The 13,404-nt window shown below is 69.9% G+C and carries 13 protein-coding genes; 10 read left to right on the top strand and 3 right to left on the bottom strand.

All coding sequences use genetic code 11. From position 1 onward, the window contains the following. Nucleotides 1-94: 94 nt before the first annotated feature. The 9 genes from LC438_RS15230 to LC438_RS15190 all read left to right on the top strand — a co-directional run bounded on the left by LC438_RS15230 (nt 95) and on the right by LC438_RS15190 (nt 10,568). Nucleotides 95-583: a GNAT family N-acetyltransferase gene (locus tag LC438_RS15230; RefSeq protein ID WP_223587071.1), complete on the top strand. Its 489-nt coding sequence runs from the start codon at nt 95-97 to the stop codon at nt 581-583. 9 nt (nt 584-592) lie between these two features. Continuing rightward, nucleotides 593-1,087 carry a methylated-DNA--[protein]-cysteine S-methyltransferase gene (locus tag LC438_RS15225; RefSeq protein ID WP_223587070.1) on the top strand — a complete coding sequence of 165 codons (495 nt, stop codon included), beginning with the start codon at nt 593-595 and terminating at the stop codon, nt 1,085-1,087. 79 nt (nt 1,088-1,166) lie between these two features. Further along, entirely contained in the window at nt 1,167-2,570 is a 1,404-nt protein-coding gene (gene thrC, locus LC438_RS15220) for a threonine synthase (protein ID WP_105675423.1), read from the top strand. 310 nt (nt 2,571-2,880) lie between these two features. Continuing rightward, entirely contained in the window at nt 2,881-4,212 is a 1,332-nt protein-coding gene (locus LC438_RS15215; protein WP_105675425.1) for a cytosine permease, read from the top strand. A 38-nt stretch (nt 4,213-4,250) separates the two neighbouring features. After that, entirely contained in the window at nt 4,251-5,798 is a 1,548-nt protein-coding gene (locus LC438_RS15210) for a hydantoinase/oxoprolinase N-terminal domain-containing protein (protein WP_223587069.1), read from the top strand. 1 nt (nt 5,799) lies between these two features. Next, entirely contained in the window at nt 5,800-6,921 is a 1,122-nt protein-coding gene (locus LC438_RS15205; protein ID WP_105675429.1) for a DUF917 domain-containing protein, read from the top strand. Then, on the top strand, nt 6,918-8,021 hold the full coding sequence (locus LC438_RS15200) for a DUF917 domain-containing protein (RefSeq protein WP_105675431.1): 1,104 nt from the start codon (nt 6,918-6,920) through the stop codon (nt 8,019-8,021). Before LC438_RS15205 ends, LC438_RS15200 begins: the two co-directional genes overlap by 4 nt. A 10-nt stretch (nt 8,022-8,031) precedes the next feature. Further along, nucleotides 8,032-9,060: a DUF917 family protein gene (locus tag LC438_RS15195; RefSeq protein ID WP_105675433.1), complete on the top strand. Its 1,029-nt coding sequence runs from the start codon at nt 8,032-8,034 to the stop codon at nt 9,058-9,060. After that, a complete protein-coding gene (locus LC438_RS15190; RefSeq protein ID WP_223587068.1) occupies nt 9,057-10,568 on the top strand; it encodes a CdaR family transcriptional regulator in 1,512 nt (503 codons plus the stop codon). The genes LC438_RS15195 and LC438_RS15190 overlap by 4 nt, the downstream gene beginning before the upstream one ends. Nucleotides 10,569-10,625: 57 nt before the next feature. Here the strand turns inward: LC438_RS15190 and LC438_RS15185 are convergent, their stop codons facing one another. The 3 genes from LC438_RS15185 to LC438_RS15175 form a co-directional block, all read right to left on the bottom strand. Then, nucleotides 10,626-11,036 carry a VOC family protein gene (locus tag LC438_RS15185; RefSeq protein WP_105675437.1) on the bottom strand — a complete coding sequence of 137 codons (411 nt, stop codon included), beginning with the start codon at nt 11,034-11,036 and terminating at the stop codon, nt 10,626-10,628. Nucleotides 11,037-11,127: 91 nt separating this feature from the next. Beyond that, nucleotides 11,128-11,526 (bottom strand): DUF1801 domain-containing protein, encoded by a 399-nt coding sequence (locus LC438_RS15180; protein ID WP_105675439.1) that lies wholly within the window; start codon nt 11,524-11,526, stop codon nt 11,128-11,130. Next, nucleotides 11,523-11,843, bottom strand: coding sequence for a hypothetical protein (locus tag LC438_RS15175; protein ID WP_223587067.1), 321 nt, complete (start codon nt 11,841-11,843; stop codon nt 11,523-11,525). Before LC438_RS15175 ends, LC438_RS15180 begins: the two co-directional genes overlap by 4 nt. Before the next feature lie 148 nt (nt 11,844-11,991). Between LC438_RS15175 and LC438_RS15170 the strand changes: the two genes are divergently transcribed. Further along, nucleotides 11,992-13,335 (top strand): M20/M25/M40 family metallo-hydrolase, encoded by a 1,344-nt coding sequence (locus LC438_RS15170; protein ID WP_105675535.1) that lies wholly within the window; start codon nt 11,992-11,994, stop codon nt 13,333-13,335. Nucleotides 13,336-13,404 lie beyond the last annotated feature (69 nt).

Genomic DNA, 13,404 nt, shown 5'->3' with positions numbered 1-13,404 from the left:
ACATGAAAGTCTGAATTCAGATCATGCTGAATTCACGCAACAGAACGGAAATCCGCGGAGGGTAGCGTGACGGCGTATGAGTGGAGGAGCGGCGATGACGGTGTCGATCGAGAGGGTCGAGTGGGAGCATCCGGATGCCGTGCGCCTGCGCGCCGCGCAGCGCGCGGAGCTGGACGAGCGCTACGGCAGCGACGACCACGAGCCCGGTGTGGTCCCGACGGCGCACGATGTGCCGGTCTTCCTCGTCGCGAGGGATGCGGCGGGGCTCGCGATCGTGTGCGGCGGCCTGCGGCCGCTGGATGACGGCGTCCTCGGCCCGGGTATTGCGGAGATCAAGCGCATGTACGCCGCGCCGTCGGCCCGGGGCACGGGCGCGGCGGTGGCGCTTCTGCGGGCTCTGGAGCGCGAGGCGCTGGCGCTCGGCATCCGACGGCTGGTCCTCGAGACGGGCACCGCCCAACCCGATGCCGTGCGGTTCTACGAGCGCGAGGGATACGCGCCGATCCCGCTCTTCGGGCACTACGTCGACAGTGCTCTGTCCCTCTGCTTCGCACGCGATCTCGGTGTCCGCGACCCGGCGTAGAGTCGCAGCATGCCCTCTTTCGGAACGCTGCAGACCCCGGTCGGCGTGATCGGCGTCGAGAGCTCCGGCACGGCGATCACCCGGGTGACCTGGCGGTCGGTCGCACCGGTCGGAGCGGATGCCGGGCCCGACGCCCTCCTCGACGAGGCCCTCGCGCAGTTGGACGCGTACTTCTCCGGCGACCGTGCCGACTTCGACCTGCCGATCGACCTCGGCGTGCAGACCGACGCCACTCGTGCGGTGCTGATGGCCCTCTATGAGACCGTCGGGTCGGGGGAGACCGTGACCTACGGCGAGCTCGCCGCCCGCAGTGGCACGAGCATTCCGGCTCGGGGGATCGGCGCGATCATGGGCGCGAACCCGGTTCCGCTGATCGTGCCGTGTCATCGCGTCGTCGCGGGCGACGGCCTCGGCGGCTACTCCGGCGGTGACCCGGGGCAGGGCCTGCAGACGAAGCGCTGGCTCCTGGAGCACGAGGGCGCGCTGCCGACGTCGCTGTTCTGAGCATCCGCCCCTGTGTCATGGGCTCTCCGCCACCTGCGAGAATGGGAGTCCCGCGCCGATTCCGATCTGAGGAGCCACCGTGCAGTACATCTCGACCCGAGGCGGCATGCAGCCGCTGCCGTACTGCGAGACCCTGCTCGAAGGGCTGGCGACAGACGGAGGTCTGGCTGTGCCCGAGGTCATGCCGACCGTCGACGGGGAGACGCTGGAGCGGTGGCGGGCCCTCACCTACCCGCAGCTCGCGACCGAGGTGCTGGGGCTCTTCGCCACCGACATCCCGCGCGAGGACCTCGCGCGCATGACCGAGGCGGCGTACGCGCCGTTCCCCGGATCCGTCGTCCCGCTGCGCGAGATCGACGGCGGCCTCACGCTCGTCGGGCTCTCCGAGGGGCCGACGCTGGCCTTCAAGGACATGGCGATGCAGTTCCTCGGCCAGGTCGTGGAGTACGCGCTGGAGCGCAAGGGCTCCGTCCTCAACATCCTCGGCGCCACGTCGGGCGACACCGGCTCCGCCGCTGAGCACGCCCTCCGCGGCAAGGATCGCATCTCGGTCTTCATGCTCTCCCCGCAGGGGCGCATGAGCACGTTCCAGCGCGCGCAGATGTTCTCCCTCGACGACGCGAACGTGCACAACATCGCGATCGACGGGGTCTTCGACGACTGCCAGAACCTCGTCAAGGAGCTCGCGGGAGACCTCGACTTCAAGCGCACCCAGCACCTCGGCGCCGTGAACTCCATCAACCTCGCGCGCATCACCGCGCAGGTCGTCTACTACTTCTGGGCCTGGTTGCGGGCGACGGATGCCGGCGGCTGGACCGAGCTGTCGTTCACCGTGCCCTCGGGCAACTTCGGCAACATCCTCTCCGGCTTCTACGCCAAGCAGATGGGGCTGCCGATCCGCCGGCTCGTGCTCGCCGCCAACGAGAACAACGTCCTCGACGAGTTCTTCCGCACGGGCGTCTACCGTCCGCGCAACGCCGAGCAGACGCTCGCCACGTCGAGCCCGTCGATGGACATCTCGAAGGCCTCGAACCTCGAGCGCTTCATCTTCGAGCTGGTCGATCGCGACCCCGCCCGCGTGGTGGCCGCGTGGCGCGACCTCGATCAGCAGGGCTACTTCGATTTCACCGCCGACCTCGCGCGCTTCACCGAGGAGTTCGGCATCGTCAGCGGCACCTCGACCCATGCCGACCGGGTCGACACGATCCGCGCCGTCTACGAGGCGGCGGAGGACATCATCGATCCGCACACGGCCGACGGCGTCTTCGTCGCCCGTCAGCACGTCGAGTCCGGGGTCCCGATGCTCGTGCTGGAGACGGCGAAGCCCGAGAAGTTCGCCGAGACGATCCACGAGGCGATCGGGGTCGAGCTGGACTATTCGTCCGATCTGCGCGCGATGCTCGACGCCCCGCAGCACGTCACCGAGATGGCCGACGCCGCCGCCGTGCTGCGCGCCTTCATCGAGGAGCACGCACTGCGCTGATCCGTCCGCGCCGAGCCCGACAGGCCCCCGCGAGCGTTCGCATGATGCCTGTGCCTGCTTCGTGCCTGCGTCGAGTTCACGTGCAGTCGTCGAGTGCACGGCATCCGTGCGTCGATATCCCGTGCGTTCGGCGACTTCACGCGCAGTCGCCGACCCGGAGCCGGAGCCGGAGTCGGAGTCGGAGAGTAAGAGCCAGGATGTGCGCACTGCACATCGATGAGGCATTCTCGTGCGCAATGCACATGTCGCGAGGTCTTGTCGCGTCGCTACTGTGGCCGACAAAACCCGTCCCTCCTCTCGAAGGATCCTCATGGCACGCACGGCGCACGCAGATGACTTCGCGCTCTCCCGAGTGACTCCCGAGGCCCGCAAGCCCTGGTTCGGAATCGCCGTACAGCGGTTCGGTCAGGTCTCGGCCCTCTCGCAGTTCCTCCTCGGAGCGACCCTCGGCTACGGCATGACCTTTGGCGAGGCCGTCCTCGCCTTCCTCCTCGGCTCCCTCATCCTCGAGGTGATCATGTGCGTGGTCGGCTTCATCGGCCAGCGCGAGGGACTCAACACCGCTCTTCTGGCGCGGTGGACCGGTTTCGGTGAGATCGGCGCCTCCCTCGTCGGCCTCGCCATCGGCATCAGCCTCATCGGCTGGTTCGGCATCCAGTCCGCGATCTCGGCGCAGTCGCTCGACGCCCTCATGCCCGGTGCCCTGCCGGTGTGGGCGTGGAGCCTCATCTTCGGACTCGTCGTCACGGCGATCGTGGCCTTCGGTTTCGTCGGGATGCAGTGGCTGGCGAACATCACCGTGCCGCTGTTCCTGATCCTCGTCGGCTGGTCGGTCATCTCCGAACTGAGCCGTCACGACATCGGCGAGCTGCTCACCGGACCCGCGCCCGGCCCCGCCATGAGCGTGTGGGCGGGCACCGGGATCGTGGCCGGCGGTCTGATCGTCGGGGCGATCATCACCGGAGACATGACCCGCTTCAACCGCTCCCGCGCAGACGTCGTGAAGCAGACCGTGCTCGGCGTCTCCCTCGGCGAGTTCGTGATCGGCCTCGCCGGCGTGCTGCTCGCCCACGCGGCGGGCACCGGAGACATCGTGGCGATCGTGACCTCCTCGGTCGGCTTCATCGGCCTGTTCATCGTCCTCACCGGCACCCTGAAGATCAACGACTGGAACCTGTACTCCTCGACCCTGGGCCTGGTGAACTTCATCTCCACCGCGTTCGGGCGCAACCTGCACCGCGTGACCACGACGATCGTCCTCGGCGTCGTCGGCTCGGTGCTGGCCGCGGTCGGCATCCTCGGGCAGTTCACCGAGTTCCTCATCGTGCTGAGCGTCGCCTTCCCGCCCATCGCCGGGATCATGGTCGCCGAGTACTACATCGTGCGGCGCTGGCGACCCGACCTCGACGCCACCCGCGACGAGGGAACGCTCCCCGCCACCGCTCCCCGGATCGTCCCCGCGACCATCGTGGTGTGGCTGGTGTCGGCGCTCGTCGGCTACTTCGTCACCTGGGGCATCCCGTCGCTCATCAGCCTGTTCCTGTCGATGGCGCTCTACGTGATCGCGGGCAAGCTCGGCTGGGTGCGCGGCGTGGGCGTGGCGACGACACGCCAGTCCTCTCCGGTCGAGGCCACGGCCTGACCCGTCCACTCGACACCCACCACACGGAAGCGAGAATCATGCACATCGGCATCGACGTCGGCGGCACCAACACCGACGCAGTCCTCATGGACCGGACCCGCACGCTCGCGGGGGTGAAGCACTCCACGACCCCCGACGTCACGAGCGGCATCGTCCAGGCGATCGAGTATCTGCGAGCGGGGCACGCCTTCGAAGGATCCGACATCGAGGCCGTGATGATCGGCACCACGCACTTCATCAACGCGCTCGTGCAGGCGAGCAGGCTGGCGCCGGTCGCCGCCCTCCGGCTCGGGCTGCCGGCGACGCGGGCGCTGCCTCCGCTGATCGACTGGCCGGAGGCGCTGGTCGCGGCGACGCAGGCGCGCAGCTACCTCGCGCACGGCGGCTACGAGTTCGACGGTCGCCCGATCTCGCCGCTCGATCCCGACGAGATCCGCGCGCACGCTGAGGACATGAAGACCCACGGCATCCGCTCTGTGGCGATCTCGTCGGTCTTCAGCCCGGTCAACCACGACCTCGAAGTGCAGGCGGCGGAGATCGTGTCGTCGGTGCTCGGGCCGGATGCCGCCATCTCGCTGTCCCACGAGATCGGCCGCATCGGCCTGCTCGAGCGCGAGAACGCGACCATCATCAACGCCGCGCTCCGCGAGCTCGCGTCGGAGATCGTCGACGGGCTCACCTCCGCCGTGCGCGCTCAGGGCATCGAGGCGCCGATCTTCCTCAGCCAGAACGACGGCACGCTGATGGACGAGGAGTACGTGCGTCGCTACCCCGTCGCGACCTTCGCGTCGGGTCCGACGAACTCGATGCGCGGAGCGGCGGCGACGAGCGGGCTCGACGACTGCGCCGTGATCGACGTGGGCGGCACCACCGCCGACATCGGACTCCTCATCAACGGCTTCCCGCGAGAGACCGCCAACGAAGTCAAGGTCGCCGGCATCCGCACCAACTTCCGGATGCCGGATGTGCTGTCGCTCGGCATCGGCGGCGGCAGCATCGTCGACGAGGAGACCGCGGAGGTCGGTCCGGCCTCGGTCGGCTATCGGCTCACGACGGAAGCGCTCGTGTTCGGGGGATCGACGCTCACCGCGACCGACATCGCCGTGGCGGCCGGACGCGCATCCGTCGGCGATCCGTCGAAGGTCGCCCACCTCGACCCCGCCTTCGTCGCGCGAGTGCTCGATCGCATCGCCGAGCGCGTCTCCGAGGCGGTCGACCGCATGCGCACCTCACCGGAGCCGATCGCCGTGGTCGCGGTGGGCGGCGGATCGATCCTCCTGCCGGACGAGCTGCCGCTGTTCGGCACGGTGCATCGCCCGGAGAACTACGCGGTCGCGAACGCCATCGGCGCCTCGATCGCCCAGGTGGGCGGCGAGATCGACAAGGTCTACGCGATCGAACCGGGCCGCAGGGACGAGACGCTCGCCGAGGTGCGCGCGGAGGCCGTGGACAAGGCGATCGCCGCGGGCGCGAAGCCCTCGACGGTCGCGATCATCGACTTCGACGAGGTGCCGATCCCGTACCTCCCCGGCAACGCCACACGCATCCGCGTGAAGGCGGTCGGCGATCTCGACATGGGGGCCTGACATGAGCTGGTCGATCACCCCCGCCCACATCGAGGGTCTCGCCCGTGGCGCCGCCGTGCTCGGCACCGGCGGTGGCGGCGACCCGTACATCGGCGCGCTGCTCGCCCGTCAGGCGCTCGCCGCCGGCGGCGAGGTCACCGTCGTCGGTCTCGACGAGGTGCCCGACGACGCACTCGTCCTGTTCGTCGCCATGATGGGCGCGCCGACCGTGATGGTCGAGAAGCTTCCCAGCCTCGACGAGGTCATCGAGCCCGTGAAGGCCCTCGGCATCCACCTCGGCCGACCGGTCACGCACATCGCGTGCGCCGAGGTCGGGGGAGTGAACTCCACCATCCCGATCGCGGCGGCCGCCGCCCTCGGCCTCCCCCTCGTGGACGCCGACGGCATGGGGCGCGCCTTCCCCGAACTCCAGATGGTGCTGCCGACCCTCTACGGAGTGACCGCCTCGCCCCTCGCGTTCAGCGACGAAAAGGGAAACACCGGCGTGCTGCAGACGGTGGACAACTCCTGGACGGAGCGCATCGCCCGCGTCGCGTGCGTCGAGATGGGCTGCTCCGTCATGATCTCCGGATTCTCGATGACGGGCGCAGCGGCCAGGGAGTCGCTCGTCGGCGGCTCGCTCTCCCGCTGCATCGCCATCGGAGAGCGGATCGCCCGCGCCCGCGACGAGAAGTCCGACCCGGTGTCGGCGGTGGTCGACCTGCTCGGGGGTCGCGAGCTCTTCGACGGCAAGGTCGTCGACGTGCAGCGTGCGACCACCACCGGCTTCGCTCGTGGCAGCGCGCGCATCGACGCCGAGGGCGGATCGTCCCTGACGCTGCGGTTCCAGAACGAGCACCTGGTCGCCGAGAGCGACGGCGCCGTGCTCGCCACCACACCCGACCTCATCATGATTCTCGACGGCGAGTCGGGTGAGCCCATCACCACCGAAGGGCTGCGCTACGGACAGCGCGTCCGTGTGATCGCGGCGCCGGCAGACGAGCGCTGGCATTCGGCGGAGGCGCTCGCGATGGTCGGTCCGGGGTACTTCGGCTACGACATCGCCGCCCACCGATTCGACGGCGCCGTGTCGACGGGCGCGGTCGCAGGCGATGCGCCCGGCGTGAGGAGCGAGGCCAGATGAGCTGGCAGCTCACGGCGGCCGATCTTCCCGACCTCGCGCGCGGCGCGACGCTGCTGGGCACGGGAGGCGGAGGCGATCCGTACATCGGCAAGATGCTCGTGGAACGCGTCCTCGGCGACGGCAGCATCACGATCCTCGATCCGGACGAGCTCGCCGACGACCTGTTCGTGATCCCCACGGCGCAGATGGGCGCGCCCACCGTGATGGTCGAGAAGATCCCCGCCGGCACCGAGCCGACCCTCGCGCTGCGCACCCTCGAAGAGCACCTCGGACGCACGGCCGATGCCACGATGCCGATCGAGTGCGGAGGGATCAACTCGATGATCCCTCTGGTCGTCGCGGCGGAGACCGGACTCCCCGTCGTGGACGCCGACGGCATGGGGCGCGCGTTCCCCGAGCTGTCGATGGAGACCTTCGCGGTCTACGGCGTGCACGGCTCGCCGCTCGCCCTCGCGGGGGAGCGCGGGGAGCGGGTCGTCATCGACACCGGCGCCGACGACCGGCAGATGGAGTGGCTGGCCCGCGGCATCACGATCCGCCTCGGCGGCGTCGGGCACATCGCCGAGTACGCGATGACCGGCGCCGACGTGCGGCGCACCGCCGTGCCGCGCACGATCTCGATGGCGCTCGCGCTCGGCCGCGCGATCCGTCTGGCACGGGAGGAGCACCGTTCTCCGTTCGAGGCGATCGCCGACACACTCGCACCCACCCTCTATCCGCATGTGCGCGAGCTCTGCGTGGGCAAGGTCGTCGACGTCGAGCGGCGCACCACAGAGGGCTTCGCGAAGGGCAGAGCGATCATCGCCCCGCTCGGCGACGCGGATGAGCCGCCCTTCGAGATCTCCTTCCAGAACGAGAACCTCATCGCGCGCAGGGGCGGGGCCGTCGTCGCGATCGTGCCCGATCTCATCTGCGTCGTCGATCACGAGACCGCGGAGCCGATCACCACCGAAGGGCTCCGCTACGGGCAGCGCGTGCGAGTGCTCGGGATATCGACGCCCGACATGATGCGCACTCCGGAGGCGCTCGCCGCGTTCGGGCCGCCCGCCTTCGGCTTGACCGAGGGCTTCGTCCCGGTCGAGACTCTCGCGGCGTCCTAGGCTGGAGCGCATGGAGCTGGCGCGCGACGACCTCACCGCGCTCGCCCGCGGCTATGCGCTCCTCGGATCCGGCGGCGGCGGGTCCACCACGATGCTCGAACTCATGCTCGGCAGCTCTCCGGAGTGGCCGATGCGCATCGCGGCGGCATCCGACCTGGACCCGGCCACCCCGTGCCTCGGCGTCGCCTTCGTCGGATCGACCATGCTGCTGGGGGAGCGGATGCCGGGAGCCGATCCCTTCCTCCCGCTCCTCTCGGCGGTCGAGCGGTGGCTCGGCCATCCCGTGCCCGCAGTCTGCTCGCTCGAGGGCGGCGGTATGAACGGGCTCGCCCCGCTCACTCTCGCCGGGACCCACGTCGTCGTCGACGCCGATTGCACGGGGCGTGCCGTGCCAGGGCTCGATCAGATGTCGCTGTTCGTCGATCACGTGCCGGGGCTGGTCTTCGCGTGCGAGACAGGGGCCGACGGTGTGGCCCTGGTCGAGGCGAGGCGCCCGATCGACGCGGAGAGGGTGGTGCGCTCGGCGATCATCCAGGCCGGCGGCGTGGGCTGCGCCGTGCTCGGCGGTTTCACGGTCGGCGATCTCCGCGAGCACGCGATCGGGGGGCACCTCGCATACGCGCTCGGTCTCGGGCGCGCATTCCTGGAGTTCGGGCGCGCACCGCTGCCCATCCTCGCGGAGGCGCTCGGCGGCGAGCTGCTCGCGGAGGGCCGGATCGTCTCCGCGGCGCCGTCTCCGATGGATCCTCACGCGAACGCGGTGGAGATCTCCGGGCTCGGCGGCGTCGTGCACAGGGTCGTCACGCACTCCGAGACCCTCGCCGTTCTCGCCGACGGGCGGCTGATCGCCTCGGCGCCGACGATCATCGTGATCCTCGATGCGGTGTCGCGGGAGATCCTCGAGGTGACCGATCTCGGCCTCGCCCGCACCGTCGCGGTGCTCGGCATCCCCGCGCCGGGCTGGTGGCGGGAACGCCCGGAACGACTCGCGCGTGTGCTCCCCTCGGCATACGGTCTCCTCGGGCTGGATGCCGCATGAACGAGCTGCTGCTGAGCGCCCTCCTGGCGCACGCCGAGAACGGCGGCCTTCGCCTGGTCGCGGGCCCCTCCGATGCATCGTGGTCAGCGGTCTCCGTCGAGGCGGGAGAGGCCGACCTGCGGGAGCACGGCGACGGACGTCTCGCCGTGCTGACCTCTGCGGCGCCCGCCACGACCTGGCAGCAGGACGCGTTGCTGCGCCGCGTGCGCGACCGCGGCTTCACCGGGCTCGCTCTTCCCGGAGCGGCCGGGATGGATGCCGGCGCCCTGCGTCTCGCCGATCGGCTCGGACTCACCCTGCTCGACGTCGTGCGTCCGGTGCAGCTCGCGAAGGCGTGCTGGATGCTCATCGAGGCTCGCGACGCGCTCACGCTGAGCCAGGTGCGCAAGGTGGCGCAGTCCTTCGAGTACTCGGCCGACGATCTGGCCGACCTCCTGCGGCACATCTCGGCGAACCTCGGACTCGGTGTCGCGCTCGTCGAGGCGGGCACCGTGATCCACGAGGCCGGAGATCACCTCGATGAGGGGCTCCTCGCCGCCATCGGCTACGACTCCTGGATCGATCGCACGCGCACGACGGCGTTCGCGGCGGCGTCGGTGCGCGTCGACAGCCCGGGGCGCAGCGGTCTTCGTCTGGTCCTGTTCGGTCACGGGCTCAGCGACGCGCAGCTGCTCGCGCTGTCCGTCGCCGCCGAGGTGGCCATGCCGGCCGTCGCGGCGCGACTCCTCATCGACGAGGTCGCGGCCGTCAACGACGTCGCCGTGTCCTCCGGGCTCCTGCGCGACTTCGTCGACATCCGCGGGGCGGCCGACATCGAGGTCGCCCGTCGCATGGCGGAGCGGGGATGGCGAACGTCCGGACACCATCTCGGATTCCGCATGGTCGCCAGAGGCAGGCTCGATCCGTTCTCCCTGTTGCGATCGATCAGCTCCGACCTGGCCGCGGTCGATGCCGAAGCCCACGCCACCACGACGGGCCGCGGCATCGGCGGGTGGCTGACCTTCGCCGACGCGCCGAGCCCCGAGCGGGTCGAGCGCGCCGTCGCGGCCCTGCGCGAGCTGCATGCCGCGGCCCTCCGCGACTTCACGATCGCGACCGGGGTGGGCTCATTGCAGAGCGGCCCGGAAGGTCTCGCGGCGACGTTGGACGAGGCAGCCGATGCGGCGCGCATCGCCGCGGCGCGGTCGGCGACCGGATGGTTCGTGCGCGTCGACAGTCTCGGCCTGGACCAGCTCCTTCTCGCCTGGACGGGCACGGACACCTTCGTGCCGGCCGCTCAGTCCCTGCTCGCTCCGCTGCAGGAAGGCGGCGGCGAACTCCTCTCGACGCTGTCGGCGTACCTGGACAACGAATCGGGCATCGCCGCGACGGCCGCGGCGCTCGGGCTGCATCGCAACACCGTCGCCGTGCGCATCCGCCGTGTCCAGGAGCTCCTCGGGATCGACATGGCTGATCCCGAGGCGCGCCTGGCACTGCATCTCGCATGTCGTGCGGTGCAGCCGCGCTGAACTGCGCGGATCGCAGGGGATGCGGATCGTCGGAAAGGCACGGCCGACCGGACCGCTCTACGCGGGGTCGCCGTTGAGCATCCAGTTGACGCCGAAGCGGTCGACCAGCATTCCGAACAGGCCGCCCCACGGTGCGACGTCGAGCGGCATCGTGATCGTGGCGCCGTCGGCGAGTCCGTCCCAGACCGCCCGCGTCGCGTCGGCCGACGTTCCGCTCAGCGAGACGGAGAAGCCCTGCGGGGTGACGTAGGGCATTGCGCTCGGCGTGTCCGACGCCATGAGCACGAGACCGTCTGGCGTGGTCAGCTGCGCGTGCATCACGAGGTCCTTCTCGCTCGGATCCTGAAGCATGTCGGGGAACTCCGCGAAGACGTTGACGTCGAGATCACCGCCCAGCACGACCTGGTAGAACTCCATCGCCTCGCGCGCGTTGTCGCGGAAGGAGAGATAGGGGTTGAGATTCGCCATTGTTTCTCCCAGAGTGAGGTGTTCGACTCGGCCGGCCCCGATGTGCACGCTCAGTCTGCGCCCGTCTCCGGGCGTCTCGCAAGAGGATCAGTCAGAACGAGGTGCGCTTGACGAGACCGCGGTTCGTGCGGATGTGCTCGTAGTCCCACTGGACCTCGCGAGACGCCGCCAGCCAGCCCGCGAGCGCCGCCGTGTCGATCTCGGTGACGTCGGTGAAGCGCACCTCGGCAGCCTGGAAGGTGCCGGACGGAGCGAGGCCGTCGACGTCGAACGACTGACCCGACCAGAACATCAGCCGAACGGCATCCTTCAGGCGGCTGTACCCGACGATCGGGTTGCCGTCGAGGAACCAGACGGGATGCGCGTGCCACACCTTGCTCACGGCCTCGGGGAGCCCCTGTTCGATCTCGCGCGCGAGCAGCTCGCAGATCTCCCGGTCGCTCGGGGCCTGCCGCGCGTGGTAGGCGTCGATCTCCGCCGCGCGGGTCATTCGCGATCCAGCCCGAAGGTGCGCTTCACGAGCGCCTGTACGTCACGGTCGAGAGCGTCGATGCGGGTGTTCATGGAGTCGATGCGGTTGTTCACCGAGTCGAGGCGGGCGTCGACGGCATCGAACTTCGCCTCGAACTTCGCGTCCATCGCCTCGAACCGCCGATCCACCGACTCGAACCGCACGACCATCTCGGTGCGCAGTCCGCCGACCTCTGCGCGCAGGACGCGCACGAACAGCGTCGACACGACCGTCAGCATGCCGAACATCAGGGCGATGAACGCCCCGATCATCGTCCACGTCTGCGGTTCGGTCATGCTGATCACGCTCCCATTCTGGTCGGTGGTCTTCAACCTGCCAATGCTCGGCGGGTGAACACGCGGACGGTGGAGAACTTTTCCCTCACAAGCGGGTGTGGAGGATGAGTGCGCATCGGCCGTGACCGACATCCACCCCGGGGATACGATGGCCCTCGTGACAGACGCACGCCCCGGCATCGCCGAACGCCTCTCGCAGATGATCCAGCTGCCGACGGTGTCGGCCGAGCTCGACCAGCGGGGGAGGGAGCCGTTCGAGGCGTTCGTCTCCCTCATCGCCACGCAGTATCCGCTCGTCCACGAGCGGCTGACTCTCGAGCGGCACACCGACTTCGGACTCCTGTTCCACTGGAAGGGGAGGGGCGAGACCTCCGACGGACCTCTCGTGCTGATGGCGCACTACGACGTCGTCCCCGTCGACGAGAGCGATGCCTGGACCCATCCGCCCTTCGCCGGTGTGATCGACGGCGGCATCGTGTACGGGCGAGGGGCGCTCGACGACAAGGGGCCGCTGATCGTGGTGCTCGAGGCCGTCGAGAACCTGCTCGCCTCGGATTTCACGCCCGCGCGCGACGTCTACCTCAGCTTCGGCGGCAACGAGGAGACCTACGGGCACGCGGCCGAGGAGATCGCGCGGGTGCTCCGTGAACGAGGGATCGTGCCCTGGCTCGTCGTAGACGAAGGCGGTGCGGTCGTGGCGGCTCCGCTGCCCTTCGTCCCTGGGCGGGCCGCGATGATCGGCGTCGGCGAGAAGGGCGTGATGACCCTGACCCTCACGGCGCGCGGCGAGGGCGGGCACGCCTCCGCGCCCCCGGCGCTCACCGCCGTCCGCCGCATCGCGAGGGCCGTCGACCGGCTCGGCCCGCGGACCTTCCGTCCTCGCGCATCCCGGGCGATCGGACGGATGCTGTCCCAGCTCGCCGACCAGACCCCCGGCCCCGCCCGGCATCTGCTTCGGCTCCTCGGGGGAGCACCGGTGCTCACGGCCCAGCTCTTCGCCGCCCTGGGTGGAGAACCCGCCGCACTCGTCCGCACCACGGTCGCTCCGACGATGCAGTCCGGCGGCACCGCGGCGAACGTGCTGCCGTCGCAGGCGTCCGCGACGATCAACCTGCGCATCGCGCTGGGCGAGACGACGCAGCAGGCGGTGCTGCGTGTGCGTCGCCGCATCGCCGACCCTCTCGTGAAGGTCGCCGTCGTCGAGGCCAGCGAGCCCTCGCCCGAATCGCCGACCGACAACGAGCAGTTCGCCCTCCTCTCCGATGCCCTGGCCGCGTCGTATCCGGGCGTCGCCGCGGTGCCGTACGTGATGATGGCGGCGACCGATTCGCGTCATTTCCACCGCTTCTCCCCGGCCGTGTACCGCTTCGCGCCGCTCGACATGTCGAACGCGCAGCGGGCGTCGATCCACGGCGTCGACGAGAACGTCGAGATCGCCGCGCTCGAACGCGGGGAGCGGTTCCACCGTGCCCTCATCGAACGGCTAGGGTGATCTCACCCGCCCTTCTGCTCGCGTCCGTGTTCCGCTCGGGAACCGGCAGGAGCGGAGATCAGACGCCTG

Origin of the sequence: Microbacterium sp. OVT16B (genome assembly GCF_019969705.1) — a bacterium.
GTDB classification, from domain to species: Bacteria; Actinomycetota; Actinomycetes; order Actinomycetales; family Microbacteriaceae; genus Microbacterium; species Microbacterium natoriense.
Note: the sequence above shows the minus strand (reverse complement) of the source record. Positions and strands in the feature narration are given on the sequence as shown.

Bases quoted from the DNA above. Each gene is read 5' to 3' on its own strand.
- LC438_RS15200 (WP_105675431.1), top strand. From the start codon at position 6,918: ATGAGCTGGCAGCTCACGGCGGCCGATCTTCCCGACCTCGCGCGCGGC.
- LC438_RS15225 (WP_223587070.1), top strand. From the start codon at position 593: ATGCCCTCTTTCGGAACGCTGCAGACCCCGGTCGGCGTGATCGGCGTC.
- LC438_RS15205 (WP_105675429.1), top strand. From the start codon at position 5,800: ATGAGCTGGTCGATCACCCCCGCCCACATCGAGGGTCTCGCCCGTGGC.
- LC438_RS15185 (WP_105675437.1), bottom strand. From the start codon at position 11,036: ATGGCGAATCTCAACCCCTATCTCTCCTTCCGCGACAACGCGCGCGAG.
- LC438_RS15215 (WP_105675425.1), top strand. From the start codon at position 2,881: ATGGCACGCACGGCGCACGCAGATGACTTCGCGCTCTCCCGAGTGACT.
- LC438_RS15180 (WP_105675439.1), bottom strand. From the start codon at position 11,526: ATGACCCGCGCGGCGGAGATCGACGCCTACCACGCGCGGCAGGCCCCG.
- LC438_RS15210 (WP_223587069.1), top strand. From the start codon at position 4,251: ATGCACATCGGCATCGACGTCGGCGGCACCAACACCGACGCAGTCCTC.
- LC438_RS15170 (WP_105675535.1), top strand. From the start codon at position 11,992: ATGGCCCTCGTGACAGACGCACGCCCCGGCATCGCCGAACGCCTCTCG.
- LC438_RS15175 (WP_223587067.1), bottom strand. From the start codon at position 11,843: ATGACCGAACCGCAGACGTGGACGATGATCGGGGCGTTCATCGCCCTG.
- LC438_RS15230 (WP_223587071.1), top strand. From the start codon at position 95: ATGACGGTGTCGATCGAGAGGGTCGAGTGGGAGCATCCGGATGCCGTG.
- LC438_RS15195 (WP_105675433.1), top strand. From the start codon at position 8,032: ATGGAGCTGGCGCGCGACGACCTCACCGCGCTCGCCCGCGGCTATGCG.
- LC438_RS15190 (WP_223587068.1), top strand. From the start codon at position 9,057: ATGAACGAGCTGCTGCTGAGCGCCCTCCTGGCGCACGCCGAGAACGGC.